The organism is Halohasta salina (assembly GCF_024178165.1).
GTDB classification, from domain to species: Archaea; Halobacteriota; Halobacteria; order Halobacteriales; family Haloferacaceae; genus Halohasta; species Halohasta salina.
The window spans coordinates 312,302-338,100 of record NZ_JAMZIE010000002.1; the positions used below are offsets into that span (position 1 = coordinate 312,302).

31 protein-coding genes are annotated in these 25,799 nt (G+C 65.6%); 16 read left to right on the forward strand and 15 right to left on the reverse strand.

Annotated elements, in window-relative coordinates; genetic code table 11:
• Positions 1-147 precede the first annotated feature (147 nt).
• Positions 148-618, forward strand: a complete 471-nt coding sequence (locus NKJ34_RS05595) for a DUF3592 domain-containing protein (protein ID WP_253737290.1) — start codon at positions 148-150, stop codon at positions 616-618.
• 21 nt (positions 619-639) lie between these two features.
• Here the strand turns inward: NKJ34_RS05595 and NKJ34_RS05600 are convergent, their stop codons facing one another.
• On the reverse strand, positions 640-1,788 hold the full coding sequence (locus NKJ34_RS05600; protein ID WP_253737291.1) for an AI-2E family transporter: 1,149 nt from the start codon (positions 1,786-1,788) through the stop codon (positions 640-642).
• Positions 1,789-1,875: 87 nt separating this feature from the next.
• Positions 1,876-2,280 carry a DUF5518 domain-containing protein gene (locus NKJ34_RS05605; protein ID WP_253737292.1) on the reverse strand — a complete coding sequence of 135 codons (405 nt, stop codon included), beginning with the start codon at positions 2,278-2,280 and terminating at the stop codon, positions 1,876-1,878.
• Between the two features lie 265 nt (positions 2,281-2,545).
• Between NKJ34_RS05605 and NKJ34_RS05610 the strand changes: the two genes are divergently transcribed.
• Positions 2,546-3,025 (forward strand): NUDIX hydrolase, encoded by a 480-nt coding sequence (locus tag NKJ34_RS05610; RefSeq protein ID WP_253737293.1) that lies wholly within the window; start codon positions 2,546-2,548, stop codon positions 3,023-3,025.
• A 25-nt stretch (positions 3,026-3,050) separates the two neighbouring features.
• Here NKJ34_RS05610 and NKJ34_RS05615 read toward each other — a convergent pair whose 3' ends face one another.
• The 4 genes from NKJ34_RS05615 to NKJ34_RS05630 all read right to left on the reverse strand — a co-directional run bounded on the left by NKJ34_RS05615 (position 3,051) and on the right by NKJ34_RS05630 (position 5,582).
• Positions 3,051-3,434, reverse strand: a complete 384-nt coding sequence (locus tag NKJ34_RS05615) for a DUF8147 domain-containing protein (RefSeq protein ID WP_253737294.1) — start codon at positions 3,432-3,434, stop codon at positions 3,051-3,053.
• A gap of 77 nt (positions 3,435-3,511) precedes the next feature.
• The gene (locus NKJ34_RS05620; RefSeq protein ID WP_253737295.1) at positions 3,512-4,657 is read right to left on the reverse strand and encodes an asparagine synthase C-terminal domain-containing protein; all 1,146 of its coding nucleotides are present in this window, start codon (positions 4,655-4,657) and stop codon (positions 3,512-3,514) included.
• Entirely contained in the window at positions 4,654-5,340 is a 687-nt protein-coding gene (locus tag NKJ34_RS05625; protein ID WP_253737296.1) for a PHP domain-containing protein, read from the reverse strand. The genes NKJ34_RS05620 and NKJ34_RS05625 overlap by 4 nt, the downstream gene beginning before the upstream one ends.
• A gap of 35 nt (positions 5,341-5,375) precedes the next feature.
• Positions 5,376-5,582 carry a hypothetical protein gene (locus NKJ34_RS05630; RefSeq protein WP_253737297.1) on the reverse strand — a complete coding sequence of 69 codons (207 nt, stop codon included), beginning with the start codon at positions 5,580-5,582 and terminating at the stop codon, positions 5,376-5,378.
• Positions 5,583-5,705: 123 nt separating this feature from the next.
• On the opposite strand from NKJ34_RS05630, the gene purL reads away from it, so the two are divergent.
• A complete protein-coding gene (gene purL, locus NKJ34_RS05635) occupies positions 5,706-7,895 on the forward strand; it encodes a phosphoribosylformylglycinamidine synthase subunit PurL (protein ID WP_253737298.1) in 2,190 nt (729 codons plus the stop codon).
• Positions 7,896-8,080: 185 nt separating this feature from the next.
• On the opposite strand, the gene NKJ34_RS05640 is transcribed toward purL, so the two are convergent.
• Positions 8,081-9,241 (reverse strand): outer membrane protein assembly factor BamB family protein, encoded by a 1,161-nt coding sequence (locus NKJ34_RS05640; protein WP_253737299.1) that lies wholly within the window; start codon positions 9,239-9,241, stop codon positions 8,081-8,083.
• A gap of 383 nt (positions 9,242-9,624) precedes the next feature.
• On the opposite strand from NKJ34_RS05640, the gene NKJ34_RS05645 reads away from it, so the two are divergent.
• Positions 9,625-10,842, forward strand: a complete 1,218-nt coding sequence (locus NKJ34_RS05645) for an ABC transporter ATP-binding protein (RefSeq protein ID WP_253737300.1) — start codon at positions 9,625-9,627, stop codon at positions 10,840-10,842.
• A 66-nt stretch (positions 10,843-10,908) separates the two neighbouring features.
• Here NKJ34_RS05645 and NKJ34_RS05650 read toward each other — a convergent pair whose 3' ends face one another.
• Positions 10,909-11,610 (reverse strand): SDR family NAD(P)-dependent oxidoreductase, encoded by a 702-nt coding sequence (locus NKJ34_RS05650; RefSeq protein WP_253737301.1) that lies wholly within the window; start codon positions 11,608-11,610, stop codon positions 10,909-10,911.
• A 97-nt stretch (positions 11,611-11,707) separates the two neighbouring features.
• On the opposite strand from NKJ34_RS05650, the gene NKJ34_RS05655 reads away from it, so the two are divergent.
• The 6 genes from NKJ34_RS05655 (at position 11,708) to NKJ34_RS05675 (ending at position 17,097) form a co-directional block, all read left to right on the forward strand.
• Complete coding sequence (locus NKJ34_RS05655; protein WP_253737302.1) at positions 11,708-13,249, forward strand: phytoene desaturase family protein; 1,542 nt, start codon at positions 11,708-11,710, stop codon at positions 13,247-13,249.
• Positions 13,249-14,136: a prenyltransferase gene (locus NKJ34_RS05660; RefSeq protein WP_253737303.1), complete on the forward strand. Its 888-nt coding sequence runs from the start codon at positions 13,249-13,251 to the stop codon at positions 14,134-14,136. Before NKJ34_RS05655 ends, NKJ34_RS05660 begins: the two co-directional genes overlap by 1 nt.
• Positions 14,133-15,077 carry a bisanhydrobacterioruberin hydratase gene (cruF, locus tag NKJ34_RS05665; RefSeq protein ID WP_425491766.1) on the forward strand — a complete coding sequence of 315 codons (945 nt, stop codon included), beginning with the start codon at positions 14,133-14,135 and terminating at the stop codon, positions 15,075-15,077. The genes NKJ34_RS05660 and cruF overlap by 4 nt, the downstream gene beginning before the upstream one ends.
• A gap of 69 nt (positions 15,078-15,146) precedes the next feature.
• A complete protein-coding gene (locus tag NKJ34_RS15745; RefSeq protein ID WP_256488593.1) occupies positions 15,147-15,281 on the forward strand; it encodes an HVO_2523 family zinc finger protein in 135 nt (44 codons plus the stop codon).
• A gap of 136 nt (positions 15,282-15,417) precedes the next feature.
• Positions 15,418-16,374 (forward strand): phytoene/squalene synthase family protein, encoded by a 957-nt coding sequence (locus tag NKJ34_RS05670; RefSeq protein ID WP_253737304.1) that lies wholly within the window; start codon positions 15,418-15,420, stop codon positions 16,372-16,374.
• A 189-nt stretch (positions 16,375-16,563) separates the two neighbouring features.
• Positions 16,564-17,097 (forward strand): Rrf2 family transcriptional regulator, encoded by a 534-nt coding sequence (locus tag NKJ34_RS05675; protein WP_253737305.1) that lies wholly within the window; start codon positions 16,564-16,566, stop codon positions 17,095-17,097.
• Between the two features lie 176 nt (positions 17,098-17,273).
• Here NKJ34_RS05675 and NKJ34_RS05680 read toward each other — a convergent pair whose 3' ends face one another.
• The 3 genes from NKJ34_RS05680 to cdd form a co-directional block, all read right to left on the reverse strand.
• Positions 17,274-18,440: an NAD(P)/FAD-dependent oxidoreductase gene (locus tag NKJ34_RS05680; protein ID WP_253737306.1), complete on the reverse strand. Its 1,167-nt coding sequence runs from the start codon at positions 18,438-18,440 to the stop codon at positions 17,274-17,276.
• Between the two features lie 121 nt (positions 18,441-18,561).
• Positions 18,562-19,443, reverse strand: a complete 882-nt coding sequence (locus NKJ34_RS05685; protein WP_253737307.1) for a nucleoside phosphorylase — start codon at positions 19,441-19,443, stop codon at positions 18,562-18,564.
• Positions 19,440-19,862 (reverse strand): cytidine deaminase, encoded by a 423-nt coding sequence (cdd, locus tag NKJ34_RS05690; protein WP_253737309.1) that lies wholly within the window; start codon positions 19,860-19,862, stop codon positions 19,440-19,442. Before cdd ends, NKJ34_RS05685 begins: the two co-directional genes overlap by 4 nt.
• A gap of 79 nt (positions 19,863-19,941) precedes the next feature.
• Here cdd and NKJ34_RS05695 point away from each other — a divergent pair, with 79 nt between their 5' ends.
• Positions 19,942-20,217 (forward strand): DUF7520 family protein, encoded by a 276-nt coding sequence (locus NKJ34_RS05695; protein ID WP_253737310.1) that lies wholly within the window; start codon positions 19,942-19,944, stop codon positions 20,215-20,217.
• A 41-nt stretch (positions 20,218-20,258) separates the two neighbouring features.
• The gene (locus tag NKJ34_RS05700) at positions 20,259-20,549 is read left to right on the forward strand and encodes a DUF8142 family protein (RefSeq protein WP_253737311.1); all 291 of its coding nucleotides are present in this window, start codon (positions 20,259-20,261) and stop codon (positions 20,547-20,549) included.
• A 1-nt stretch (position 20,550) separates the two neighbouring features.
• Here NKJ34_RS05700 and NKJ34_RS05705 read toward each other — a convergent pair whose 3' ends face one another.
• Together NKJ34_RS05705 and NKJ34_RS05710 are read right to left on the reverse strand one after the other, a co-directional pair.
• A complete protein-coding gene (locus tag NKJ34_RS05705) occupies positions 20,551-21,108 on the reverse strand; it encodes a hypothetical protein (RefSeq protein ID WP_253737312.1) in 558 nt (185 codons plus the stop codon).
• Positions 21,109-21,422: 314 nt separating this feature from the next.
• A complete protein-coding gene (locus NKJ34_RS05710) occupies positions 21,423-22,001 on the reverse strand; it encodes a GNAT family N-acetyltransferase (RefSeq protein WP_253737313.1) in 579 nt (192 codons plus the stop codon).
• Positions 22,002-22,140: 139 nt separating this feature from the next.
• Between NKJ34_RS05710 and NKJ34_RS05715 the strand changes: the two genes are divergently transcribed.
• The 3 genes from NKJ34_RS05715 to NKJ34_RS05725 all read left to right on the forward strand — a co-directional run bounded on the left by NKJ34_RS05715 (position 22,141) and on the right by NKJ34_RS05725 (position 23,259).
• The gene (locus tag NKJ34_RS05715) at positions 22,141-22,494 is read left to right on the forward strand and encodes a DUF7116 family protein (RefSeq protein ID WP_253737314.1); all 354 of its coding nucleotides are present in this window, start codon (positions 22,141-22,143) and stop codon (positions 22,492-22,494) included.
• A gap of 51 nt (positions 22,495-22,545) precedes the next feature.
• A complete protein-coding gene (locus tag NKJ34_RS05720; protein ID WP_253737315.1) occupies positions 22,546-22,746 on the forward strand; it encodes a dodecin in 201 nt (66 codons plus the stop codon).
• Between the two features lie 93 nt (positions 22,747-22,839).
• On the forward strand, positions 22,840-23,259 hold the full coding sequence (locus NKJ34_RS05725) for a universal stress protein (protein ID WP_253737316.1): 420 nt from the start codon (positions 22,840-22,842) through the stop codon (positions 23,257-23,259).
• Between the two features lie 46 nt (positions 23,260-23,305).
• Here the strand turns inward: NKJ34_RS05725 and NKJ34_RS05730 are convergent, their stop codons facing one another.
• Both NKJ34_RS05730 and NKJ34_RS05735 read right to left on the reverse strand, forming a co-directional pair.
• Positions 23,306-24,457 carry a DUF63 family protein gene (locus NKJ34_RS05730; RefSeq protein ID WP_253737317.1) on the reverse strand — a complete coding sequence of 384 codons (1,152 nt, stop codon included), beginning with the start codon at positions 24,455-24,457 and terminating at the stop codon, positions 23,306-23,308.
• Positions 24,458-24,533: 76 nt separating this feature from the next.
• The gene (locus NKJ34_RS05735) at positions 24,534-25,340 is read right to left on the reverse strand and encodes an inositol monophosphatase family protein (RefSeq protein WP_253737318.1); all 807 of its coding nucleotides are present in this window, start codon (positions 25,338-25,340) and stop codon (positions 24,534-24,536) included.
• 140 nt (positions 25,341-25,480) lie between these two features.
• On the opposite strand from NKJ34_RS05735, the gene NKJ34_RS05740 reads away from it, so the two are divergent.
• The gene (locus tag NKJ34_RS05740; protein WP_253737319.1) at positions 25,481-25,744 is read left to right on the forward strand and encodes a hypothetical protein; all 264 of its coding nucleotides are present in this window, start codon (positions 25,481-25,483) and stop codon (positions 25,742-25,744) included.
• Positions 25,745-25,799 lie beyond the last annotated feature (55 nt).

Below are 25,799 nucleotides of genomic sequence, written 5' to 3' on the forward strand. Positions count from 1 at the left end.
GTCGACAGTCGGTATAACGTGGCTATGCTCCCGATCCGGACGATTCATTCCATCCGGAGCCACCGGTTGGCCCGGGTGACTACAGGCGATACTGACCGAGAAACACGGCATCCCGTTTTTACTATCCATCTGTGCTTGCACGCAGCTATGGATGTCAACTTCGATGGACCGTCCGGAACGATCCGGATCGTCGCCGCGCTACTGGTGGGGCTCGGCACGATGGGCTACGGTGCCTACAGTTACACGGCCCAATCGTCGGCACTGGCGTCGCCGGAGACGGTCGATGCGACCATCGAGTCGACATCGGTCGAGACCATAGACAAGCGGCACGGCACGGCGTATGCGCCCCAGGCGAGCTTCGAGTACAGCTACCAGGGGGACTCCTACACGTCTTCGAACGTGTATCCGGGGCCGCTCTCGAAGGATTTCGGCAGCAAAGCCGACGCTATGGCGCAACTTGACGGCTACGAGACCGGCGATACCGTCACCGCCTACATCCCGTCGGACAGTCCCGGCAACGCGTTTCTCAAACACGAGCGTAGCAACAAGCCGTTGTTCGTGATCGGCTTCGGTGGGATCCTCACAGTTGGCACACTGCTCTCCGTGTTCCGTAGTTAGGTCAGCGTCGTCCAGTGCTCGTCACGTCTGTCGGTCGTCGCGGTCGGATCCGTCGTCACCGAGTTCGGGTGCGTCGGCGTGGGTGGAGACGGTATCACTCTCGTTGGTGTCGGGCTCTCGTGGTCTACCATCACCGTCTCGCGGATCGCCCGCGGCTGTTCTCTCGGGAGATTCTCGGACGACCATCTCGACGAGGAGTTTCGTCACGCCGAGGACGATCGGGCCGACAAAGAGGCCGACGAAGCCAAAGAGGGCGATCCCGCCGAAGATGCCGAGGATTGTCAACACGGGGCTGAGTTGCGCGCCGCGTCGCATCACCATCGGCCGGAGAACGTTGTCGACCGTGCTGATGACGACCGCACCGAAGACGGCCAGCGCGACGGCGGCCACGGGTCGACCGACGACGAGGAAGTAGACCGACGCCGGAAGCCAGATGATCGAGGCCCCGACCAGCGGCAGCAGGGCCGCGACGAACGTCACGACCGTCCAGAAGACGACGTTCTGGAGTCCGACCAACACGAACGCGATCCCGAGCAGCACCGCCTGTACGCCGGCGACGGCCACCGTCCCGACCAGCGAGTTGTAGAGCAACAGGCTGGTCTCGTCGATCAGATCCTCCCTGATCTCGGGGTCCAGCGGCAGCACGGTACGGAGCCACGCCGCCGCCCGATCACCGTCTTTCAGCAGATAGTAGACGACGAAGAACATGACGGTGATCCCGATGAACAGTTCGGGAAGCCCGCCGACGATGCTGAAGACGTTGCCGACGACGCCGCGCGCGCCTGACGAGATCGCCCCGGACAGCGTCTCCTGAAGGTCCATAACGTTGATCTGGATACCGAAGCGGTCGGCGATCAGATCGTCGACCCGAAAGACGACCTCGGGGTCGAACCCGGTGATGAGTCGGCGCGTCTGGGCGGCGGCGACGCCCAGCACCACGAGTACCGGGAGCACGATCGCAAACAACCCGATGGTGATCGAAATCCCCGCCGAGAGGCTCGACGGCAGTCGACGCGAGAGCCGACGATCCAGCGGCGCGAGCACGTAGGCGAGGATCACCGCGACGAGAATCCAGTTGAGAAACGGGAGAACGATCAGCGCCGAGACCGCGCCGGCGAGCAGGCCAATGACGAGCAGAAACCGCCAGGAACGTGTCGCGTCAGTGCTCATGGACACGCAATCGAGTCGGAGCCGGAAGGTGACCATTGGCGTCCGTGTCGACTGTCACCCAGCGGAACAAAAGGGAACGACGGCAGCCTACGCCCGCGTGCCGACCGATTCGGTGAGTTCCCGGCGGTCTTTCAACCACGAGCCAAGTGCGCCCCCGAGCGCACCGGGGACGGCGTGGAACGCGAGCATGAGGACGCCGAAGCCGAGGACGCCGAGCGAGAGGACCACACCACCGAACAGCAGGGTCGTGACCGTAGCGACCGCGAGCACGACGAGCGAGCCGAAGACGGTCGCAAGCCCGCCGTGGATCGCACCCGAACCGATCTTGCCGCCGACCACGTATCCAGCTGCGAGGCCACCGAGAATCCAGATCACACCCCAGTAGCTGACCACGGTGGTGGCCGTCGACCCCGTGTACAGGAGGCCGCTGATGACCCCGAGGGCGAGCGTTACAACGAAACCGCTGAGGACGGCCGACCAGTTAATCTTCATAATCAATTGTTACTATGCTGGCTGCGGTATTAACTGTCGTTTCACGGTCGACGGAGTATCCCGCTGGCCGGACTCGGTCCAGCAGTCGTGACCGACGCCCGGACCGTGTCGTCGACGAACTCAAACCGTACGATCCCCAACTTCTGGAGACGAATCTGTCGACCGACAATGAAGAAAAACTCCGCGAGGAGTTCGCTGCCGACGGACTGCGTGCCTAATCGCGTCGACAAACAGGTTTGAATACCGACCCGTCGTTCTCCGCCGTATGGAGACGACCCGGCATTTCACGTCGACCGTTTATATCGTCAACGACGGAGCCACCGCGCTCCACCACCACGACCGCCTCGGTATTCGGATTCCACCGGGGGGCCACGTCGACCGCGACGAACTCCCCCACGAGGCCGGCATCCGCGAAGTGCGGGAAGAAACCGGGCTCGAACCGCGTCTCCTGCGGGAGACCGCGGCCATCGACGCCCCGGCCGGCGAGGTGCTGCCGCAGCCCGCTCACATGATGCTGTACGATATCAACGTCCATCCCGACGGGACGGTGGGCCACCAGCACATCGATCACGTCTACTTTGCGGCCGTCGACAGTCGCGGGGTCGACCCCGACGACGGCGAGGCCGGCGCGGAGGTCTGGGAGTGGTACACCCCCGCGGAGCTACGGGCCAGCGAGATCGATTCGGATACGGTCGACATCGGCTGTGAGGCGATCGCGGCGGTCGGCGATCACGACGGCTGGTGAGGAACAGGGGCCGCCTGTCGACTCGTCAGTTGACAACGGTGCCGGCGTCCGGGGCCGGCGGCGCGCGCAGGTACCGCACGACGGCGGCGACGAGCCCGACCCCGAACGCGGCCACCATACTCGAGACGACACCGACGCCGGCGACGCCGAGGGCGACGACGGCCACGAGGAAGCCGACGCCGAAGCCGGCAACCGAACCCGCGAGGCGGCGTCGACGGCTCGGGACGCCGTCACCCAGCCCGTAGGAGACGGCCGCCGCGACCAGTGCCCCGGCCACGATGCCCGCGGGCAGGCCGACGAACAGTGAGAACTCGATCCACGCGCCGACGAGTTCGGTCACGGTCACGCCCACCACGAGGAAGGCGGCGATACCGGCTGCAAACGCGTATCCGAGTGTTTTGAGTGTCATTGCGTCTCGATAGAGAGTACGACCTGTGAGGATATATACACCGCACCCATTTATTACGCCGTTAGAACAGCTACAGATTACTCACAGAGCGACCGGATGTACTGGCCGACGTGGTCGTCCATCCGGCGTTTGTAGCCGGCCTGCCGGGCCAGTCGGTCGAGTTCGCGGCTGACGTAGCTGCCGTACTGGACGGCCTTTTTGTCCGTCGACGCCACGCCCTCGGGCAGCACGTCTTTCCGCCGCGCAAATCGCCGCAGGGCGATTTTGCGCTCCTCAGCGGTCGCCAACAGTTCGCCGGGCAGCCGGAGCGCGGCGTCGACCACCCGATCCTGCAGGAAGGGGGTCACCGGGTCGACGCCGACGGCCTGCAGGCCACAGACGTCGCGTTCGAGTTGGGCGGGTAGCGAATCGATGGTCTCGCTGACCGCAGTACGGACGGTGTCGGCCGCGACGCGGTGGTCCTCTGCGGGGTCGACCACCTTCGAATACCCACCAAAGAGTTCGTCCGCACCCTGTCCGAGCGCCAGTCGGTCGTAGCCGTCCTCGTGGACACGCTCAGCGACGAGCAGCAGCGGCAGTGCGATCGAAACGTCCATCGGATTAGTCCGGTCGATGGCCGCAGCAACGCGCGGGACGGCCTCCCGAAGCGTCTCGTGATCGAGTTCGATGACGATGAGGTCGTCGCTGCGACCCATCGCGGCCGCTGCCTCGCGGGCGGCGGCGATGTCGTGGCTCCCCTCGAAGCCGATTACGTACAAGGGCGCAGTAGGGAGTCCGGCAGCGACGAGCGCGGAGTCGACGCCCCCCGAGAAGGCGACCGCAGTATCGCCCGGCCGACCGTCCGTATCGAGTCCCAACGCGCCGGTGAGCGCGTCGTCGACCGCCCGTTGGGCCGGTTCGGGCTCGTCGACCGCCGGCTCGGGGAGCGCGAGCCGCTGGCTGTCGCCGGCGGCGGTCCGCACGGTTCCCGGCGGGACGGCCACCGGCTCGTCAAGGTCACTGGGGGCGAACGCCCACGCGCCCGCCGCGGTCGGATCGTCGGCGTCGGCCTCGGTGTAGACGGGCTGTCGACCCAGCACGTCGCGGACGACACGGCCGTCGACCACGCCGCCGAACCCGCCCATGTCGGTCGGGCCGCGGCCGCTCGCGCCGGGAAGGGGGTCGGCAGCGTCGAACGCGCTTCGAACCACCGACGGGCTCGCGCCACGGAGCGGCTCTGTCATTCAAACAACTCCGCGATCGCCCGCTGCACGCGTCGTTTCGCGCCGCCACCGAACTGCCGGAGGCTGACGGTCCATGGCGTCCGCTGGCCGATGACACTGGTGCGGCCGTGGCGGATCGCTTCGAGGATCGCCTCGGGAGTACGGTCGTCCGCGCCGACCTCGGTGATCGCCTGGCCGACCAACTCGGAAATGTGAGCGTCGCTCCCAGCAGTCATCGGCAGCCCGTGTTCGATGGCGAACCGCTCGGCCTGTCGGTTCGACCGCCCTGTAAAGAGTCGGGAGTTGTACACTTCGATGGCGTCGGCGCTCGCCAACTGGTCGCCGGTGACGTGCGGGGCGACGCCGTGGCGGGACTTCTGGAAGGGGTGTGGAATCACGGCGATCCCACCCTGTTCGTGGATGCGTTCGAGCGTCTCGTCGTAGGAGAGGCCGGGCGGTATCAGTTCCTCGATGCCGAAGGCGAGAATGTGGCCCGCGGCGCTGGAGACCTCCATCCCGACGATGCCGATCAGGCCGTGATCGGCCGCCTGCTCGGCCGCGGCGATCGAGGCGTCGATCTCGTCGTGGTCGGTGACCGCCAGCGCGTCGAGTCCCACGGCTGCCGCCTGTTCCAACAGCAACTCGACCGGATCGCGGCCGTCGTGGGAGAGCGCCGAATGGGAGTGGAGCTCAACCGTTAACACGGTCGACTACAGTGAGAGGTCACTAATAAAGCCACTCAGTCGTGGGCGGGGTCGGGCTCCTTGCGGAAGCTCGGGACGATCGTCAGCACCGTCACCAGCGCCGCGAGCACGACCGCACCGCCGTAGATGACCGGCAGTGGATCGCCCGCGGCAATGCCGTGTTGGATCTCGGATGCGATGAGGACTGCGCCGATAACTGCGAGGGCGATTCCTGCCCCGCCCCATTTGATGTACTCGTTCATAGCCGACTGTATGCGGGGTGTGTTCAAAAGAGCTATCGGATTCCAACCGGCGCTCGCCGCTCCAGAGGCGACAGTCGGTCACATGGAAAGAGATTAAGCCGGCGCTTTTGAAGGGTCACTCGAATGAGTCTCCCGGAGTCAGACCACCAGCTCATCGTCGACGAGCTCGGCCGCGAGCCGACGGCCGCCGAGTCGACGCTGTTCGAAAACCTCTGGAGCGAGCACTGCGCGTACCGATCATCCCGGCCACTCCTCGGGGCGTTCGACAGCGAGGGCCAGCAGGTCGTCATCGGCCCCGGCGACGACGCCGCGGTCGTCGCCGTCCCCGAACCCGACGCCGCCAACACGCCTGTCGACGACCGCGAGGCCGGCGACTACTCGGATACCTACATCACCCTCGGCATCGAGAGCCACAACCACCCCAGCTACGTCGACCCCTACGACGGCGCGGCCACCGGCGTCGGCGGCATCGTCCGAGATACGATGTCGATGGGTGCCTACCCGATCGCGTTGGCCGACAGTCTCTATTTCGGTTCGTTCGACCGCGAACACACCCAGTATCTCTTCGAGGGCGTCGTCGAGGGGATCTCCGATTACGGCAACTCCATCGGCGTCCCCACCGTCACGGGGAGCGTCGACTTCCACGCCGACTACGTCGGCAACCCGCTGGTCAACGTCGCCTGTATGGGCCTCACGAACGAGGAGCGACTCGTCACCGCCGAAGCCCAGACGGCCGGCAACAAGCTCGTGCTTGTCGGCAACGGCACCGGCCGCGACGGGCTCGGCGGGGCCTCCTTCGCCAGCGAGGATCTGGCCGAGGACGCCGAAACCGAAGATCGGCCAGCCGTGCAGGTCGGCGACCCCTACACCGAGAAACTGCTGATCGAGGCCAACGAGACGCTGGTCGACGAGAACCTGATCAAATCGGCCCGCGACCTCGGCGCGGCCGGGCTCGGCGGCGCATCGTCCGAACTCGTCGCCAAGGGCGGTTTCGGCGCCGAGATCGACCTCGACAGGGTCCACCAGCACGAACCGAACATGAACGCCCTCGAGATCCTGCTCGCTGAATCCCAAGAGCGGATGTGTTACGAGGTCGCCCCGGAGGACGTCGACCGCGTCGCCGAGATCGCCGAACGGTTCGACCTCGGTTGTTCGGTGATCGGCGAGGTCCGCGAGGGCAACTACGTCTGTACGTTCGACGGCGAGATCGTCGTCGACGTCGACCCGGAATTCCTCGCGGAGGGCGCGCCGATGAACGACCTCAATGCGGTCGAGCCGACCGAAGCCGAGCGGGATCTGCCGGTCGTCGACCTCGAGGAGGCGATCGAGGCGGTCGTCTCGAGTCCGAACACGGCCTCCAAACGCTGGGTCTACCGACAGTACGACCACGAGGTCGGCGTCCGCACGGCGCTCAAACCGGGTGACGACGCCGCAATCATGGCGATCCGGGAGACCAGCGGCGACGCCGACGACACGACCGGTGGAGGCACCGGACTGGCGTTCTCGTCGGGTGCCAACCCCAACTGGACCACGGCTGCCCCCTACGAGGGCGCGCAGGCAGTCGCCCTCGAAAACGCGACCAACATCGCGGCCAAGGGCGCGCTGCCGCTGACCGCGGTCGACTGTCTCAACGGCGGCAACCCCGAGAAACCCGACGTCTACGGCGGCTTCAAAGCCATCGTCGACGGACTCGCGGAGATGTGCGCTGACCTGTCGACGCCGGTCGTCGGCGGCAACGTCTCGCTGTACAACGACTCGGAGACGGGACCGATCCCGCCGACGCCGACGCTGGCGATGGTCGGCTCGAAGGCCGGCTACGACGCCCCGCCGGCGGCCCTCTCCGGCGAGGGCGAACTGCTGGTCGTCGGGCAGGCGGGCGACGCGCTGGGCGGCTCGGAGTTCCTCGCACAGGTCGGTGGCAGCGACGCCTTCCCCGCGCTTCCCGACAACCCCAGCGAGATCGTCGAGACGATCGCGGCGGTCGCCAACCGGGAGTCGACGCTCGCCACTCACGACGTGAGCCACGGCGGACTGGCGGTGACGCTGGCCGAACTCGTTACCGACGAGGCGGGCGCCGACGTGGCGGTCGACGGCGTCGTCGACCTCTTCGACGAGACGCCCGGCCGGGTCGTCGTCGAGACGACCGATCCCGATGCGGTCCGGGCGGCCTTCGACGGCGTCGCACCGGTCGAATCGCTCGGCGAGTCGACCGACGACGGCACGCTGTCGCTGTCGATCGCCGGCGAGACCGTCAGCTACGACGCCGCGACGATCCGGGCGTTCCGGGACGTCATCGCGTCGACGTTCGACTAGTCGGGCTGTTGGAGTCGGTCTCGAACAGTCGTCGTCGACCGACAGGTCGACCGAGGATACAATCACTCCCGTAGGAGAAACGTCATCTGCAACCACGTCGATACGGCACCGATCGGGGTGTGATCGTCGGCGAAACGGCGGCAGCGGCTGACGAGCGTGCGGGACACTGGGACCGAAGCGAGCGGCTACCGGTCGGAGAGTGCGTAGACGGTGCCGTCGATACTGCCAACGTAGAGCGTGCCGTCGACCACCACCGGCGACGAAAGGGACGAATCCCCTGTCTCGAAGCGCCACCGTTCGGTGCCGTCGCTTGCAGCCAGCGCGTAGACGACCCCGTCTTTGCCACCGACGAACACTGTGTCATCGATCACTGCGGGCGACGAGACAACGGTATCTCCCGTCTCGAAGGACCACCGTTCGGTGCCATCACGGAGAGCCAGCGCGTAGACGCTCCGGTCGCTGCCGGCGTAGACCGTGTCGTCGTCGACCGCCGGCGGTGCCGAGCCGAAGGCTCCCCAAAATCCGTCCGTCTCGAAGACCCACTGTTCGGTGCCATCGCGGAGAGCCAGCGCGTAGACCATCTGATCACGTCTGAGGTAAACCATGTCGTCGGCCACTGCTGGCGTTGTACCTTCGGCCTGCTGCGTCTCGAACGTCCAGCGTTCAGTGCCATCGTCGATGGCGATCGCATTCACGGTGTTCCCGCTTCCGATATAGAGTGTGTCGTCGACGACTGCTGGCGATCCACCCACGAAGAGTTTCCCGACGGTCCACTGCTCGGAGCCGTCAGCGGCGTCCAACGCGTAGAGCGACCCGTCGCCGCTGCCGCTGTACACGGTTCCACCAACGACCGCCGGAGATGACTGGACGAAGCTGTCGGTCTCGAAGGCCCACTGTTCGGTGCCGTCGCTCGCAGCCACGGCGTAGATGTGCTGGTCGACACTCCCGAAGTAGACGGTGTCATCGAACACTGCCGGCGACGATCCGATCCCACCGCCCGTCTCGAAGCTCCACCGTTCGGTGCCATCAGTCGCTACCGCGTAGAGATTCCCATCGCTGCTCCCGAAGTAGACGGTATCGTCGACCACCGCAAGCGATCGTCCGATCCCCCCACCCGCCTCGAATCGCCACTGTTCGGTACCCGAGTCGGTTGGGCCGCTTCCGTTCCGCGGTCCTCCCGTCCGGGAAGGATTGTACTGAAACGTCGACACGCCGGGGGCTTCCGTCCCGCCGACGGGTTGACTATCGGCACCAGTCCCGTCGTCGGAACCGACACATCCGGCGAGACCGGCCGCGCCTACCCCAACGATCCGGAGGGCTCTGCGCCGCGACACGGGGGAATCCATGAGTATGCTGACCATCTGATAGGAATAAATCCGGCGGACCGTTGGTTACGGCGTGCGCCCGCTCGTCGGCTTGGAGAACTGAGCCGTCGACATGGTCGTCCCGTCCAATCCACGATAACGATGTCTCTCGGGTGCTCGCACAGTGGAGCGCTGCCGTGTCGGTATCCTACGTCGACACGCCGTTGCTCCACCTACTCTGACGCGACAGCCACTGAAAGCAGTATTGATTGGCGGCTCCGCTAACTGACAGCGTATCGCTGGAAACGGTAGGCTTTTAGGGAGTCCTAAAGAACAGTAGCCTCAACGAATGGGAGTCGGCACCCGGTGGGGAGTCGCGGGCGTGGCTGTCACCGGTGTCGAACCGGACGGGGTTGGGGAACGCTATGTCGAAACGTAACACACTCACTCAGTCGGTCGAACAGCAGTCGGCGGAGCCTGCCGTCGAGCGGCGGACCGAGACGGAGTCGACGGTCGAGGACCCGATCCTCCAGCTCGACGGCGTGAGCAAGGCGTTCGATCAGGAGACCGCCGTCAAGGACCTCTCGGTGGCCGTCGAGCGCGGCGAACTCCTGACGCTGCTGGGGCCGTCGGGCTGCGGGAAGACGACGACCCTGCGGATGATCGCGGGGCTCGAAACCCCGACCGACGGCGAGATCCGCATCGAGGACGAGCCCGTCGCCGACGGCGACCACGCCACCGCCCCCGAGAGCCGCGACGTGGGGATCGTCTTTCAGGACTTCGCGCTGTTTCCCCACCTGACGGTCAGAGAAAACATCGCCTTCGGGCTGACCGATTGGGACGACGGCGACGTCGAGGCACGAGTCGACGAACTGCTCGAACTCGTGGATATGCCGGACTACGGCGACAACTCCCCCGACCAGCTCTCCGGCGGGCAGAAACAGCGGGTCGCACTGGCCCGGTCGCTCGCGCCCGAGCCCGCCGTCCTGCTGTTGGACGAGCCGTTTTCGAACCTCGATGTCCGGCTGCGGGTCGAGATGCGCGAAGAGGTCCGATCGATCCTCAAGGAGGCCGGCGTCACCGCCATCTCCGTCACCCACGACCAGGAGGAGGCGCTGTCGATCTCCGACCGCGTGGCGGTGATGAACGACGGCCGACTCGAACAGCTCGACCGGCCCGAACGGATCTTCGAGCAGCCCACCTCGCGGTTCGTCGCCTCCTTCCTCGGGCGGGCGAGCTTCCTGACCTCCTACGTCCACGACGGGACGCTGACCACCGGCCTCGGCCGGTTCGATGCCGCAACGCTCGACGGCTACACCACCGAGTACGAGGGGATCGCCGTCGACGTCCTCGTCCGGCCCGACGACCTCCGGGCGGGTCGGGCGGCCGACGAACAGACCGACGGCGAGGTCACCTCCCGGCAGTACGTCGGCCCCTCGTTCATCTACCGGGTCGACCTCGACAGCGGCGATACGGTCCACTGTCTGCACAACCACGTCGAGGATTTCGAACTCGGCGAGCGCGTCGCGGTCGACCTCGTCGCCGACCACCCGCTGGCGTGGTACCCACGGGAGGGGGCCGACGCCGAGGGCTGTTCGGTTGACGGCGAGGGCGGCTTCTGTTCGTTCACCGACTCGCTGTAGTAGCAGGGCCGGTCGGCGGCGGCCGTATCGCTCCGGTGGATGCCTGCCTCACCCGTTAGCTGACGACTACCGCGTCGACTGCTTCCACGTTTTCAAGTCGATGATCTCGCCGTCGATCTCCTCGGGGGGGGCCTCGCTGGCGACCCACTGGTACATCGGCGCGATGTCGTCCGGGTCGCGGGCCTTTTCAATACCTGTGAGCTCCGTCGCCACGAGGCCGGGGTCGACGACGCAGACCGAGCTATCGAGGTCGGCCGCGAAGCCGCGTGCCAGCCCCTCGACGGCGGCCTTCGAGACGGCGTAGGCACCCATGCCGGGTTTGGCCTCGCGGGCGACGCTCCCCGAGGGGATCAGCACGCGGGCCGAGGGAGCGAGATACGGGGCGGCCCGTTTGACCGTCGTGAACACGCCGTGGACGTTGGTTTCCATCGTGTCGCGGTAGACGCTGTCGGACTCCTCGTCCAGCGGCATCTCGCCGGGCGTGCCGTGGTTGACCGCCGCGTTAGCGACCAACACGTCGATCTCGCCGCCGCGGTCGACGGCGTGGTCGATCAACTCCTCGATGTCGCCGGCGTCCCGCACGTCGGCCCGCAGGCCCGAGACCCGCTCGGAGTCGGTCGACTCGTTGAGCCGGTCGACCGTCCGGTAGACGTCGGCGTGGTTTCGACCACAGATCACGACCGCCGCGCCGTCGGCGGCGAACGCCTCAGCGACCGCCCGCCCGATGCCACGGGTGCCGCCGGTGATGACGACTGTCTTGCCTTCCATGGGTCGACATCGGCCGGCTTGACCCTAAAGCTACGCCGTGTTGGTGGGGGTCGAAGTCCGTTCCTTTTTACGTATGTCCGTCCTATTTGACGTATAAATGGCCACCGTCTCGAACGACGACACCAGCGGACACGGCGGCAACGAGGGACGATACGACGGCGACCTCTCGGCGGTCGACGGCGAGGACATCGTCGTAATCGGCAGCGGGTTCGGCGGCTTGTCTTCGGCCTGCTATCTCGCCGACGCAGGGGCGAACGTGACGGTCGTCGAGAAAAACGAGCAGTTGGGTGGCCGCGCGAGCCGGCTCGAACGCGACGGCTTCGTCTTCGACATGGGGCCGTCGTGGTATCTGATGCCCGACGTCTTCGAGCGGTTCTTCGGCCACTTCGGCAAGCGACCCGAGGAGTACTACAGCCTCTCGCGGCTCGATCCGCACTACCGGATCTTCTTCAAGGACGGCGATCAGGTCGACCTCCTGCCGGACGTCGAGGCCAACAAGGACCTGTTCGAGAGCTACGAGCCCGGCGCGGGCGACGCCTTGGAGCGGTATCTCGACAAGTCCGAGTACACCTACAACGTCGGGATGGAACACTTCGTCTACGAGGACCGCCCCCGGCTCCGGGACTACATGGACCTCGACGTGCTGCGCTACTCGTGGGGACTCTCCCTGCTCGGCAAGATGCAGGGCCACGTTGAGAACTACTTCGACCACCCGAAACTCCAGCAGATCATGCAGTACACCCTCGTCTTCCTCGGCGGGGCCCCCACGAACACGCCCGCGCTCTACAACCTGATGAGCCACGTCGACTTCAACATGGGCGTCTACTACCCCGACGGCGGGATGGGCGCGGTGGTCGACGGGATCGTCGAGATGGCCGAGGAGTTGGGTGTCGAGTTCGTCACTGACCAGCCAGTCGACGAAATTGCGGGCCGCAAGGGAGCCTTCGCGGTTCGCACCGAAGGCGGCGAGGAGTATCTGGCCGACCGGGTCGTCTCGAACGCCGACTACGCCCACACCGAACAGGAACTCCTACCGCCCGAAAAGCGACAGTACAGCGCCGACTACTGGGACTCCCGAACCTACGCGCCCTCGGCGTTTCTGCTCTACTTGGGTGTCGAGGGTGACGTCGACGAACTGGCCCACCACACCCTCGTGCTCCCCACCGACTGGAGCGACCACTTCGAGACCATCTTCGACGATCCGGCGTGGCCAGAGGACCCGGCCTACTACCTCTGTGTCCCCTCGGAGACCGACGACTCGGTCGCGCCGGAGGACCACAGCAACCTCTTTGCGCTCGTCCCGATCGCGGCCGGACTCGACGACACCCCTGAGTTACGCGAGACCTTCCGCGATCTCGTGCTCGACGATATCGCCGACAACACGGGCGTCGACCTCCGCGACCGGATCGTCGTCGAGGAGACGTTCTGCGTCGACGATTTCACCGACCGCTACAACTCGATGCAGGGCACCGCGCTGGGCATGGCCCACACCCTCAAACAGACCTCGCTGTTCCGTCCATCGCGGAAGTCGGATAAAGTAGACGGCCTCTACTTCACCGGCTCCTACACCACTCCCGGTATCGGTGTCCCGATGTGTCTGATTAGTGGCCAACTAACTGCCGACGCCGTCGCGGAGTGATGTCGACCGTGACCGACGGCTCCGACAGCAACGGGCTGGTCGACCGACTCACCTACCTGCTGGTGCTGTCCAGACCGCGGTTCTGGTTCTACCTCGCGGGGCCGATCGTGGTCGGCGTTGCGGTGGGTGCCAGCACGGTCGACGAACTGTTTCTCCCGACCAACTTCGCCCTCTTCGGCTACTTCCTGCTCCCGGCGAACGTCCTCTTGTATGGGGTCAACGACATCTTCGACGCCGAGGTCGACACCGAGAACCCGAAGAAGGACGACAGGGAGGTCCGCTGGCAGGGCGACCGACTGGTGACGGCGGCGGTGATTCTCTGCGGGGTCCTCGGGGTCGGAGCGGCCGGCCTGACGCCACCGGCGGCGTGGCCGTGGCTCGCCGGCTTTCTCTTCTTGGCCGTTGAGTACAGCGCCCCGCCGCTCCGCTTCAAGACGACGCCGTTTCTGGACTCGATCTCGAACGGCCTCTACATTCTACCCGGGATCGCGGCCTACGTCGTGGTCGCTGGCACACAGCCGCCGCTGCTGGCGGTCGCCGGGGCGTGGCTCTGGACGATGGGGATGCACACCTTCTCGGCGATCCCGGATATCGAGCCGGATCGCGCCGCCGGGATTCGGACGACAGCGACCGCCCTCGGCGAGCGCCGAACGTACGGCTACGTCGCCGCCTGCTGGCTCGCAGCGGCGCTTGCCTTCGGGGTGGTCGACTTCCGACTCGGCGCGTTACTCGCCGTCTACCCCGCCTTCGTCGCGTGGGTCGCCGGCTCGTCGGTCGCGGTAGGGAGAGCCTACTGGTGGTTCCCGGCGCTCAACACCGCCGTCGGCACGCTGATCACTCTCGGTGCGCTCTGGGAGATCGTCCCCCTCTGGGAGGTCCTGCCGTGAGCGAGTCGGTCGCCGACGGGGAGACGCCTTCCGAGCCACGAATCCGTGAGGCAGAGGGACTGTCAGCCGTCCTCTCGGGGCTGCCGCGAACCCGCCGGGAGACCGAGGCGTGGCTGGATGCCTTCGTCGACGGCAACCGGTTCACCATCGCGGTCTTCTTCCCACTGATCGGCGCGATCATGCTACTGGGGAGTGCCGAAGGCTGGTCGTTCATCCCCGCTCCGCTCCGGTTCAACGCGCCGCTGATCCTCTTTGGTACAGTGGTGATGGCCGCCCCGCTGCTCGTCGGCGTGCTTCCGGCGATCGACCGACGGGCGATGGGTGGGGTCGGCTTACTGGTAGGCTACACCTACCTGATCGAGTACGTCGGGGTGTCGACCGGCTGGCCATACGGGGAGTTCGCCTACGGGATCAGCCTCGGGCCGATGGTCGGCGAGATTCCGGCAGCACTGCCCGTCTTCTTCCTGCCGATCGTGCTCAACACCTACGTCCTCTCGTTGCTGTTGCTCGGCGAGCGGCGGGACTCGCGGTGGCTCCGTCTGGGGGTCGTTATTCCAGCGGTCGTGGCGATGGACGTAGTGCTCGATCCGGCCGCCGTCTCGCTGGGATTCTGGGCCTACCTCGACGGCGGCGTCTTCTACGGTGTGCCGGTGTCGAACTACGCGGGCTGGGTGCTGAGCGCGGCCGTTTCGGTCGGCGTTCTCGACTGGACACTCAACCGTGGCGTCCTCGAAACCCGATTGGCCGAGTGTGGATTCCTGCTGGACGATCTGGTCAGTTTCGTGATCCTCTGGGGAGTGATCAACGCGTGGTTCGGCAACTGGGTGCCGGTTGGCGTCGCCGCGCTGTTCGGCGTGGCGATCCTGCGGGCCAAACGGTTCGATTCGGGGCTGTTGCGACCCTCGTCGGGGGTCTACATCCCCCGTATCGACCACCGGTAGTCGGTGCCTACTGTCGTTCGAGACGGACGAAACGGGAAACGTAATGAGCACCGGTCCCTATCGAAACGTATGGAAACCGCCGACGCCGACGAGCCGCCGGGTCGACCCTGCCCGCTCTGTGGGGCGTCGATGACCCATCGTCACTGCAAGTACGTCTGTCCGACCCACGGTGTGGTGTACGACTGTTCGGATACCTTCTACTGACGGTTCCGCGATGTCGCCAAATATCAGTTACAATCACTCTGTGTACGAACTGTTATGTTGATTGCGTCCGTATGTCAGCGTATATGCTGTGCCGCCGGAACCGGCCGACGAGACGACCGATGGCTCCCGGAGAGCTATGGTAAAAGACAGACAGATCGCTCGGAGCAAGGCGATCCAACAGCGGACCGGCAAAACCTTCCATCTCGCCACGCGGTTGTTGCCCCAGCGGATGCGCGAGGCGACCTACGTGTTGTACGCCTTCTTCCGTGTCGCCGACGAGGTGGTCGACGACCCCGGCGACCGGACGCCAGCCGAACAGCGCGCCGAACTCGAAGCGATTCGTGCGGCCGCCCTCGGCGAACGTGAGACCGACGACCCGGTGTTGGCAGCGTTCGCCGAACTGCGTGAGACCTACGAGATCGACCCCGCCGACGTCGACGTCTTCATTGACGCGATGATCTCGGATATCGACACCGACCGCTACGAAACCTACGCCGAGCTCGAAGCCTACATGGACGGCTCGGCCTCCGCCGTCGGGCGGATGATGACTGCGGTCATGGATCCCGACGACCCCGAGCGGGCGCTGCCACACGCCACGGCCCTCGGCGAAGCCTTCCAACTGACGAACTTTATTCGGGACGTCCGCGAAGACATCGTCGAGCGGGACCGGATCTATCTCCCGCAGTCGACCCTCGAACGCCACGGCGTCACCGACGACCAACTCATGGCCTTCGAGATGGACGCCAGCGTCCGGGCTGTCGTTCAGGACGAACTCGCCCGCGCCGAACGCCTCTACGAGGAGGGTGTCGCCGGCATCAAATACCTCCCCGAGGACTGCCAACTGGCGGTGCTGCTGGCGGCGGTCCTCTATGCGGACCACCATCGACTCATCCGTAACCGGGAGTACGACGTCCTCTCGGAGACCCCCCAGCTCACGACCGCCCGCAAACTCGCACTGCTGGCCCGGACCCGCTGGCAGTGGGTCTGGAACAAGGACCCCGAGGCCGTCTTCCGCAACATCACCGAGGGGAAGGGCCGCGGCGGAATGTTCACCCGCGGTGCGGAACTGGTCGACCGGCTGCCGGTCCGATAGCCGGTCGACCGGACGGGATCGACCACGACACCGCGAAACGAGTGTTCGTATCACATGCGTGAGTCGACACCACGACCGGTTTGGTTCCTCTAGTGTTTCGGATACGAACGGACCAATAGCCGATGATATTCAGGTAATTGTTACTAGTCTTCCATCGGATTTATGAACGGTCCGCCCCAAACGGCTTCCATGTCATCGATTGAGCTCACACCAAGCCAAAAAACGATCTTGACAGCGCTCACCAATCTCCACCGCGAGACCGAGGACGCTGTCAAAGGCGAGGACATCGCCGACGAAGTAGACCGCAACCCCGGCACCATCCGCAACCAGATGCAGAGCCTCAAAGCCCTCCAGCTCGTCGAAGGGGTCCCCGGCCCGAAGGGCGGCTATAAGCCAACCGCCGACGCCTACGAAGCCCTCGACGTCGACCAGATGGACGAGCCGGCGACGGTACCGCTGACCCACGAGGGCGACACCGTCGAGACCGCCAACGTCGAGAGCATCGACCTCTCGAGCGTCCACCACCCGGAACTCTGCCGCGCGGAGATCCACCTGCAGGGGTCGGTACGTGACTTCCACGAGGGCGACGAGGTTATCGTCGGGCCGACGCCGCTGTCGAAACTCCAGATTACGGGCACCCTCGACGCCAAAGACGACACCAACAACATCCTCATTCTGCAGATCGACGAGATGGTCGCGCCGGCCGAAGAACCGGCTCACTGATCCGTCGATCGGTCGTTTCGTCCCCGCTCGGTACGACAGCGACAGTTTCCTGTTTCGTGGCCCAGTCGCCTCTCGTTTCCCGGTCGCCTCTCGTTCAATCGGTGGGAGTCGACCGTCGGGCTCGATCCCGGCGTCGCGTCGTTATCTGTGGACGGTTTTGTTGTTGCTGACCCGCCTCACATGTCGCTCCAGCAACTCGCGGCGCGTTTGACCGTCGTGACGTCCGAGATCCAGCGACAGGCGATCGCCTTTTTGAGCGTTCTGGCGGCCGGTCCACCGAAGGTGTTGATCGGGATGCCCATGACGTCGTGGGCGACCGCGTCGTGGCCGACCGAGATGACGGTGCCTTTGTCCTTGTACTTCCACGATTTCAGCGGCGCCCCGCGGACTGCACGGGCGAGATTCTCGCCGGCGACCTCGGCGGCGGTCCAGGCTGCCTGGGCGGTCGGCGGCGCGTTGTCGTCGCTACCCTGGTCGACGAGGGCAGCATCGCCGATGGCGAAGACGCGCTCGTCGCTGGTCTGGAAGTCCGACTCCGCGAAGACGCGGTTCGACCGGTCGTCCTTATCGAGGTCGGTGTCGGCGACCTCTTCGTGGCCGGTGATGCCGCCGGTCCAGACGAGGACGTCGTACTCCATGGCGGTGTCCTCGCCGAGATAGACCTGCTCGTCGTCGACTTCCGAGATGAAATCGCCGGTGAGGATCTCGACGTCCCGGTCCAGCAGGCGTTTTTTGAGCGCGCCCTGAACCTCCGGATCGTTGCCGGGGAAGATCTCGTCGAGCCCCTCGATGAGTGTGATATCCAGCGGCGAGCGGGTGTCGTCGCGGTAGCCAGCGATCTCGCCGGCGACCTGAATGCCCGACAGCCCCGCCCCGCCGACGAGCACGTTGGCGGGATCGCTCTGGGTGGCCTCCTCGCCGGCGGTCCGGATCGCCTCGTGGATCTCGCGGGCGTCGTCGAGGCTCTTCATCGTCAGCGAGTGCTCTTCGAGGCCGTCGATGCCGAAGAAGGCGGTCGAACTCCCGACCCCGAGCAGCAGGTAGTCGTACTCGACGTCCTCGCCGTCCTGCAGTTCGAGCCGTCGCTCGTCGGTGTCGACGCCGGTAACGCGGTCCCGAATGAAGTTCGTCGTCGGGGCCTTGATGTCGTCTACGGGGATAGCGACTTTCGATTCGGCCTGTGGGTTGCGGATCACGCGGTGGGTCTCGTGGAGCACGAGGTGGTAGTCCTGCTCCGAGATCCAGGTGAGTTCGGCCTCCCCGGCATCGATCTCGTCTTCGAACGATTTGACCGTGCCGGCACCGGCGTAGCCAGCACCAACGACGACGACATGATCTGTCATGTGTCTCTCTCCGGTGGCATCGGATAAATCGGCTTTGAAACAGTGGTCCAGAACACGCGTCGACAGGCTGACCCGAACTCCCCGATTTGACCGTCAGTGAGCCCCAAAACGACCGATTTGCTCAATCGAGGTCCAAGCCAGCATGCCACGTACTCACACCCGCCTCGCGTTTCCGCTCGTCCATCCGCGCCAGCAGGTCGACCGCGAGGCTCGCGGTCTCGGCGGCCCGCCGGTCGCCCTCGGTGCGGAACTCACCCGTCTGGCGGTTGGCGTAGACCGCACAGACCGCCCCTGCCCGGAGGCCGTAGATCGATGCCAGCGTCAGGATGGTCGCGGCCTCCATCTCGATGTTGGTGACGTTGGCGTTCCGTAAGCTGTCGACCAACTCGTCGCTACCGGGGGCCTCGTAGCCGTCGAAGCCGGGTCGACCCTGTCCGGCGTAGAACCCGTCGGCGCTCATCGTCAGTCCGACGTGGTAGTCGTAGCCTAACCGCTCGGCGGCAGCGACCAGCGCCGAGACGACCTCGTGGCTGGCCACCGCCGGGTAGTCCGTGCGGATGTACTCCTTGCTGGTGCCCTCCTGTCGGACCGCCCCCGAGGTGATGACCAGATCGCCGACCGACACCTCGGGTTGGATCGCCCCACAGGAGCCGACCCGGATGAGCGTCTCCGCGCCAGCCCGGGCGAGTTCCTCGACCGCGATCGCCGTTGAGGGACCCCCGATCCCGGTCGAGGTCGCCGAGATCGGTGTTCCCTCGTAGCGACCGGTCGACGTCCGGTACTCCCGGTGGCTGGCGACCGTGGTCGCGTCGTCCCACAGTTCGGTGATGGTCCCGATACGCTCGGGGTTGCCCGGCAGCAGTACGCTGTCGGCCATGTCGTCGCCGGTGACTTCGAGGTGGTACTGGCGGTCGGCGTTGGGATCTTCGCTATTACCTGGGACCTCCGTGTCGGTCTCGGCCTCGGTCGGGGCCGATTCGTCGACGTCCGAGGGGTGGGTCATCGGTCGACCCCCTCGCGCCGTTCGCTCGCCGCGTCGAGCGTTTCCCCCGAGATCGTCGTCGGCAGCAGTTCGCCCAGCGTGTAGGTGTCGACCGCGTCGCCGCGGTCGCAGACGATTTCGAGATCGTCGCCGGCGAACTCCGCGAGCGTCTGTCGACACATCCCACAGGGGGTGACCCCATCGCGGGCCGCCGAAGCGACGGCCAGCCGTTCGAACGCAGTGTGGCCGGTCTTGACGGCTTCGGCGACGGCGACTTCCTCGGCGTGGAGGCTGTTGGAGTAGTTGGCGTTCTCGATGTTACAGCCGACGAAGACGCTGCCGTCGGCGGTTCGCAGCGCCGCACCCACGGGGTACTCGGAGTAGGGGACGTGGGCCGCCGCCAGCGCCTCGCGGGCCCGGTCGATCAGTCGGTCGGTCATACCGGAAGCGTGGTACGAGATGTATATAAATACCGGCGCGAACGACAGGTTTCTACACCGCCACCGATTTATATGTGGTATGGGAGACGAATCGACCCCCGGTGTCTCCGGACGGGGACGGCGAATTCTGCTCGGACTCGGTGCGGGTGGGGTCCTCTTGGGCGGCGTACTGGGATTCTTCGTCGGTGCCAACGGCGGCGAGGCACTGACCGAGGTGACGCCGTTTGGGGTCCTGACCGTTCCAATCTCGCCGGCGGCGATGACACTCTACGGTATGATCGTCGTCGGGGTTGCGATCGGGCTGCTCTACGGGGCGGTGTCGCTGGCCTCGCGGTTCGACACCAACGCGCGGTGAGAGGTAGGACGGTTTTTGAGTCTCCGCCCCGTAGGGCCGGTATGGAAACGCCGACCGGAGACCCCGATCCGGACGAGCAGTCGACCGAGGGACCCAGCCGCGAGGAACTCCTCGACGACGATGTGCTCGACTCGGGACGGAAACGGAAACGGGCGGCGCTCTACTCGCTGCCGTTCTTGCTGCTCGGCCTCGGCAACGTGGCGTTGATCCTCGGCTGGGGGCTGGAGCCGCTGTGGGCCTTCCTACTGCTGCCGCCGATCCTGTTCTGTACCGTGTTGACCTACATCGTCTTCAGTACGGACTTCCTCGACGGCCGGGCCGGGGTGGAGTAAGTCAGCCGCCGGTGGCCGGTCGTCGACGCCACCATCGGTGGACGCGGTGGGAGAACGTGGTTGCGACGACGAACACGACGAGCCAGAACGTCATCGCAATGGCTGTGACGAGGTACTCCGACTGGGTGATCGGTCCATGGGCGTCGCGTGGAACGACCATCAACGATCCCCACATGAGCCAGAACGGCAGCGTCAGGATTGCCCAGATCGCCGTCGACATACCTAACACCCCGACGATGCCCCACCGAGTACTATCGAACACGGCGAACAGATGCCGAAGGCCGGCCCGTACCTGATACCGAGCCGGCGGAACGATGTCCTCGGCCAACTGGTAGGCCTTCCGCTGCTCACCGTACGACTGCAGTATCCCCTCCTCGGTCAACGCCGTCAGATAGTTTCTGATCTGTCCCTGTCCGACACCCAACTCATCGCCGAGTTCGGATTCGACTTCCGTGACATCGAACCGCTTTGCGGGCCGCTGCTGAAACCAGTTGACAACGGGCAGCTTCTTCTCGTCGGAGGTTCCGTCGACCGGATAGTCGTCGATCACATCATCCATGTGGCGCACGGCAAATCACCGGACTCCGACCGATTTTGTGTAGTTGAAATCCGGGTTGAGATACGTGGAATCGATTTCGGTTGTGAATCGTCGTGGGCTACTATTGTGGAGACGCCCGATGAACGAACTGCAATGTGGAAGCATTGTAACTCACAGGTCAGAAGCAGGTGACACAAGGATTGTGGTTCCCACAATCGATCACGTATCGAGGACCTGTAACGACCGCTGATTACGTCGGTCCCCGCTGACGCGACAGCGCCGACATATCGCTTGCCCCCCTCCACCCCTCGATACGGTTTCTCGACGGCCGGCGATCACTGTCCGGTATCGTATTTATACGTGGCCGTCTCCGGATCGATACCGAAATCCTCGGGCGTCTCCGGATTCTCGTCGGTATCGGCGTCGGCGGCAGCGGTTTTGAACGCCTCCCGGAGCCGGGGTGGCATCTCGAAGGCCTCGACGTCGATCGCCAGCGGGACGACGGCGTCGTCGACCGCCTCGCGTTTGCGCTCCAGTCGGGCGAGCAACTGCTCCGGCAGCGTCTCGGCGTCGACCTGCTCGAAGCCGAACTGGGTGAGGTAGTCGGGCTGGTCGGTCAACACGGAGACCGTTTCGAATGCTTGGTCGCCGGCCTCGGCGACCAGCCGCTCGACGACGTGTGCGCCGACGCCCTGCCCGCGCCACGGCTCGACCACGCCGATGCTGGTGAGCTCACAGACCTCTGGGTCGCCGGTGTGGATCCGGAGCCGGCCGAACCCCACCCGCTCGTTTGACTCCTCGTCGACCGCGAGCACGTAGTCGCGCGACCGAAACGCCTCGGCGTCGACGCCTAGCGCGTCGATCCGGTCCAATAGCCACGCCTCGTCCCGGTTTTTGGCATCGCGGACGTACATGTGGTACTCGTAGACACCCCCGGACAATAAACCTCTCCGGTGGGTAAAACCGGCCCGTCCGGGCCGGCATACGACGGCCGCGAAACTGGCGGAATACTGTGGTAACATTTATCATGGATGGTGACGTACGCCCAACTGGATGGCCCCTGTTACCATACCACCGACCGAAGCGGCCAGGACCGTGTTCCGACGGCTCGGCTACGCCATCAGCGAGGAGGGCAGCGAGTTCGTCGCCGAGCGAAAGTGGCGTCGCGTCCGAGTCACACCGCTGTGTGTCGACGACGCCGTCGACCCCGAATCGGCCCTCGACGACGAGGACGACGACGGGCTTCGACTGCGATGTTTCGTCACTTGGATGGAGTGTACAGGGGAGTTGCGCGAGTATCTCCGGTCGGCCAAACCGCCGTACGACTGGGCGATTATCGGCATCGAGGAGGACGACGACGAGACGTTCGAGGTCGTCCATCCCGACACGACACTCGCACCGGCATAGCTGTCAGTAGCGGGTGATTTTTTGAGGGCGTGCGTCGAAGGAATAGCTGCGATGGTACACAAAAAGGTCACACTGATCGGGAAGAGTACCGAGAGCTTCGATGCAGCCGTCGACGACGCCATCGACCGTGCCCAGGCCACCCTCGATAACGTCCACTGGATCGAAGTCGAGGAGCTTGGCGTCGAGTTGGCGACCGTCGACGACCGGGAGTATCAGGCGGAAGTCGAGGTCGCCTTCCAGCTCGAAGAGTAGCCGAACCGCCGCCGCGGACCCCTCTCGCGGCTTGCAGCCTCCGTTTTATTGGAACGATACTCTCTTTGCCCGGAGCCGTCGATACCGAGACAGATGACGCTCGTCGTGGTCCCGGTCCGGTACCCGCTTACTGCCCACTCGAAGGCGACACTCCGCGAGGCGATCCGCATCAGCGACGACCGCGGTGGGGAGCTGTCGGTGCTCCACGTCGACCTCTATCAGGATAGCAACCACGTCAGCCGGACCGAACTGAAACGGGCGGTCGAACGCGAGTTCGGCGACCTCCAGCAGGCCCGTTACGTCGTCCGCCGTGGCTTCCTGGTCGAGGAGACGATCCTCGAAGAGATCGCCGCCGAGAATGCCGATATCGTCGTGATCGGCTCCGGACAGGCCAGCCAGTGGAAGCGGATGGTCCGCAAACTCCTTTCGGACCCCGACATCGGATCCTACCTCCGCGAGAAACTCGACTGTACGGTGATCACGGTCGACGCGGACGGACACACCGACGAGTAGCCACCAGCTACGGCGGCGGTAGCCGCCGCCTACTTATATACCGTCTTCAGACGCCGAACGTCGCCCGGAGCATGTCACGGGTGCCGGGGCCGAGGCCGACCGCGACGACCGCGACCAACAGGAGGTAGGTGTACCGCGGACTCTCCTCGAACAGTTCCTCGTTGAACACCCACACGAGGACGGCTGCCGCCGCCAGCTTCACCAGCAGGAACGGCCACGCGTCGCCGGTTACCTCAAGCACTGACGCCGGGAGCACCAGTCCAGTAATGTCGACGACGGCGGCGTTGACCGGGTGTTTCGGCACGAGGTTCGCGCCCGCACCGAGGGCTGGCATCCAGTCGAGGCCGACGACGTTGGCCACCCCGTCGACCGCGTGGGCCCAGATGACGACGAAGCCGATGAATCCGGTGCCGGCGTGGAGTGCTGGCCGGCCGATATCGATGGCGTACCAGACGGCCACCGTCGAGAGCGTCGCCCCGACGAGGACGACCGCCGCGACCTGTGGGTAGATCGTCACGTACGTGGTTGTGACGCCGAGGAAGGCCAGATAGCCGACCGAACCCGCCACCAGCGCAGTGCCGATAGCAGCAAGCGGATAGGGGTAGGCGTCGACGAGACCGGCCGATTCGAGTCGGACGCTCACCAGTACCGCCGCGAGGGTGAGCACGAACACCGTGACGTAGATGAACGGGCTGATGATCAGCGCGCTCCACGGAAAGGCGACGAGCGGTTCGGCGCCGGCCCGGACCGCCGCGACGCCGGCGTCCTCGATGGTCCGGAGCGCGCCGCCGAACAGCATGAACGGGAACAGCGCGTAGAAGAACCGCCGGTCGGTGGCGAGATCGAGTCGGCGGAGCAGCAGGATGACGCCGAACAGCGCGAACAGCAGGGCGACGATGTAGCCGACCTCCGAGACCAGCGTGTAGCCCGGATAGGCGACGATCTCGCCGGCGGCCTCGGCCCGCGAGCAGGCGGCCGCACTCCCGGCGAACTCGACAGTGCCGCCCGAGCGGATCGCACACTGTGCGCCGTTGCCGTCGGCGACGACCGGTCCCCAGAAGTACTGCCAGAGGAACCGACCGTAGAAGAGGTCCCGGAACAGCAGCGACCCCAACACCAGCAGGGCGACGAGGGTGCCCGTGGCACCGATCCACAGGCGTTCAGGGGAGGAATCGAGTCGATCGGAGACAGTAGCCATTGGGTTTCCCTGTGGCCGTCAGTAAATTGAGCGTTCCGGTCGACTGTACGTTGGGTGGCCGACAGGCTCGATCGTCCTAGTCGCCCGCACCGTCGACGATCCCGTCGGTGGCCGCCTGCACCGCCTCGTGGACCTCGCCGTTCGAGATGACCAGTCCCGTCGAGTCGTGTCGCCACCGATCGCCGTTGACGTCGGTCACCCGGCCGCCGGCCTGCCGAACCAGATGGACGCCGGCGACGCTGTCCCACGGATGGGCCTGCAGATCGGTGATCCCGCCCTCGATCGAGCCGTCGGCGATCAGTGCGAGGGTGGCCTGTGCGGAGCCGAACCGACGGAGGTCGTCGAACCGCTCGACGATCTCGCGGGTCGCGGCGGCATAGGCCCCGCGGCTGTCGGTGTCCCACCACAGCATCGGTGCGACCGTCGACAGCGCGGCCTCGTTCGTCTCGCTTACTGCTATCTCGGTGCCGTTCCGATAGGCGGCCGTCCGGTCGGCGGTGTAGCTGTCGTCGAGCGCCGGCAAGACGACCGCCGAGCCGACGGGCTCGCCGTCGATCACCGCCGCGACCGCGGTGCCCCACACCCGGATCCCGTCGACGAAGTTGTTGGTGCCGTCGATCGGGTCGACGATCCACGCCGGCCCCTCGTCGGGCACCGTTTTGGCGGCGTCCTCCTCCTCGCCGACGACCGGTTCGGCCGCGAACTGCGATTCGATCACCTCGATCACCCGGCGCTGGGCCGCCCGGTCGGCCTCGGTGACGAGATCGGTCGCCGAGGTCTTCGTCTCGACGGCGATCCCGGTTCGGAACTGCTCGTAGGCGAGGGTCGCACCAGCGGTCGCGGCCCGCTCGGCGACGGCTGCCCGCGTCTCGTTGTCACTCACAGTAGCTACCCTGGACCGACCGCCCCTATAGCCGTCGGTCGACCCGCCACGATCCGACAGCCGGCTGCAACGCTCGTCAAAATTTACTCGATTACGAATTCGAGTAACTATTTAACCCCGTCTCCTGTACGTCGTCGTGTATGCAACCCGAAGACGCCGTCAAACAGGTCCAGTGTGTCGCCAACGCATCGCTTGCCGAAACCGGTCAGCGGGTTGCGCCGCTGTACGAGCCGACCTTCCAGCGGGTCGCCGACGAGGGAACGGGGACGGACGTGACCCAGCTGGCCGATCGACTGTGTACGGCGATCAGTTCCGGCGACCGACCGAACGTCGACGAGGCCGAGGGGATGGCCACCGACCTGCTCAGCCAACAGCGCGCACTGACTGACGGCGGCCGACAGTAGTCCGTATCTACTCGAGTCGGTCGTCGACCGCGGTCGCGGTCCTTTTTATCCTACG

Excerpts from the sequence above, each read along its gene's own strand:
- NKJ34_RS05595 (WP_253737290.1), top strand. The coding sequence starts at position 148 with ATGGATGTCAACTTCGATGGACCGTCCGGAACGATCCGGATCGTCGCC.
- NKJ34_RS05600 (WP_253737291.1), bottom strand. The coding sequence starts at position 1,788 with ATGAGCACTGACGCGACACGTTCCTGGCGGTTTCTGCTCGTCATTGGC.
- NKJ34_RS05605 (WP_253737292.1), bottom strand. The coding sequence starts at position 2,280 with ATGAAGATTAACTGGTCGGCCGTCCTCAGCGGTTTCGTTGTAACGCTC.
- NKJ34_RS05610 (WP_253737293.1), top strand. The coding sequence starts at position 2,546 with ATGGAGACGACCCGGCATTTCACGTCGACCGTTTATATCGTCAACGAC.
- NKJ34_RS05615 (WP_253737294.1), bottom strand. The coding sequence starts at position 3,434 with ATGACACTCAAAACACTCGGATACGCGTTTGCAGCCGGTATCGCCGCC.
- NKJ34_RS05620 (WP_253737295.1), bottom strand. The coding sequence starts at position 4,657 with ATGACAGAGCCGCTCCGTGGCGCGAGCCCGTCGGTGGTTCGAAGCGCG.
- NKJ34_RS05630 (WP_253737297.1), bottom strand. The coding sequence starts at position 5,582 with ATGAACGAGTACATCAAATGGGGCGGGGCAGGAATCGCCCTCGCAGTT.
- purL (WP_253737298.1), top strand. The coding sequence starts at position 5,706 with ATGAGTCTCCCGGAGTCAGACCACCAGCTCATCGTCGACGAGCTCGGC.
- NKJ34_RS05640 (WP_253737299.1), bottom strand. The coding sequence starts at position 9,241 with ATGGATTCCCCCGTGTCGCGGCGCAGAGCCCTCCGGATCGTTGGGGTA.
- NKJ34_RS05645 (WP_253737300.1), top strand. The coding sequence starts at position 9,625 with ATGTCGAAACGTAACACACTCACTCAGTCGGTCGAACAGCAGTCGGCG.
- NKJ34_RS05650 (WP_253737301.1), bottom strand. The coding sequence starts at position 11,610 with ATGGAAGGCAAGACAGTCGTCATCACCGGCGGCACCCGTGGCATCGGG.
- NKJ34_RS05655 (WP_253737302.1), top strand. The coding sequence starts at position 11,708 with ATGGCCACCGTCTCGAACGACGACACCAGCGGACACGGCGGCAACGAG.
- NKJ34_RS05660 (WP_253737303.1), top strand. The coding sequence starts at position 13,249 with ATGTCGACCGTGACCGACGGCTCCGACAGCAACGGGCTGGTCGACCGA.
- NKJ34_RS15745 (WP_256488593.1), top strand. The coding sequence starts at position 15,147 with ATGGAAACCGCCGACGCCGACGAGCCGCCGGGTCGACCCTGCCCGCTC.
- NKJ34_RS05670 (WP_253737304.1), top strand. The coding sequence starts at position 15,418 with ATGGTAAAAGACAGACAGATCGCTCGGAGCAAGGCGATCCAACAGCGG.
- NKJ34_RS05675 (WP_253737305.1), top strand. The coding sequence starts at position 16,564 with ATGTCATCGATTGAGCTCACACCAAGCCAAAAAACGATCTTGACAGCG.
- NKJ34_RS05680 (WP_253737306.1), bottom strand. The coding sequence starts at position 18,440 with ATGACAGATCATGTCGTCGTCGTTGGTGCTGGCTACGCCGGTGCCGGC.
- NKJ34_RS05685 (WP_253737307.1), bottom strand. The coding sequence starts at position 19,443 with ATGACCCACCCCTCGGACGTCGACGAATCGGCCCCGACCGAGGCCGAG.
- cdd (WP_253737309.1), bottom strand. The coding sequence starts at position 19,862 with ATGACCGACCGACTGATCGACCGGGCCCGCGAGGCGCTGGCGGCGGCC.
- NKJ34_RS05695 (WP_253737310.1), top strand. The coding sequence starts at position 19,942 with ATGGGAGACGAATCGACCCCCGGTGTCTCCGGACGGGGACGGCGAATT.
- NKJ34_RS05700 (WP_253737311.1), top strand. The coding sequence starts at position 20,259 with ATGGAAACGCCGACCGGAGACCCCGATCCGGACGAGCAGTCGACCGAG.
- NKJ34_RS05705 (WP_253737312.1), bottom strand. The coding sequence starts at position 21,108 with ATGGATGATGTGATCGACGACTATCCGGTCGACGGAACCTCCGACGAG.
- NKJ34_RS05710 (WP_253737313.1), bottom strand. The coding sequence starts at position 22,001 with ATGTACGTCCGCGATGCCAAAAACCGGGACGAGGCGTGGCTATTGGAC.
- NKJ34_RS05715 (WP_253737314.1), top strand. The coding sequence starts at position 22,141 with ATGGCCCCTGTTACCATACCACCGACCGAAGCGGCCAGGACCGTGTTC.
- NKJ34_RS05720 (WP_253737315.1), top strand. The coding sequence starts at position 22,546 with ATGGTACACAAAAAGGTCACACTGATCGGGAAGAGTACCGAGAGCTTC.
- NKJ34_RS05725 (WP_253737316.1), top strand. The coding sequence starts at position 22,840 with ATGACGCTCGTCGTGGTCCCGGTCCGGTACCCGCTTACTGCCCACTCG.
- NKJ34_RS05730 (WP_253737317.1), bottom strand. The coding sequence starts at position 24,457 with ATGGCTACTGTCTCCGATCGACTCGATTCCTCCCCTGAACGCCTGTGG.
- NKJ34_RS05740 (WP_253737319.1), top strand. The coding sequence starts at position 25,481 with ATGCAACCCGAAGACGCCGTCAAACAGGTCCAGTGTGTCGCCAACGCA.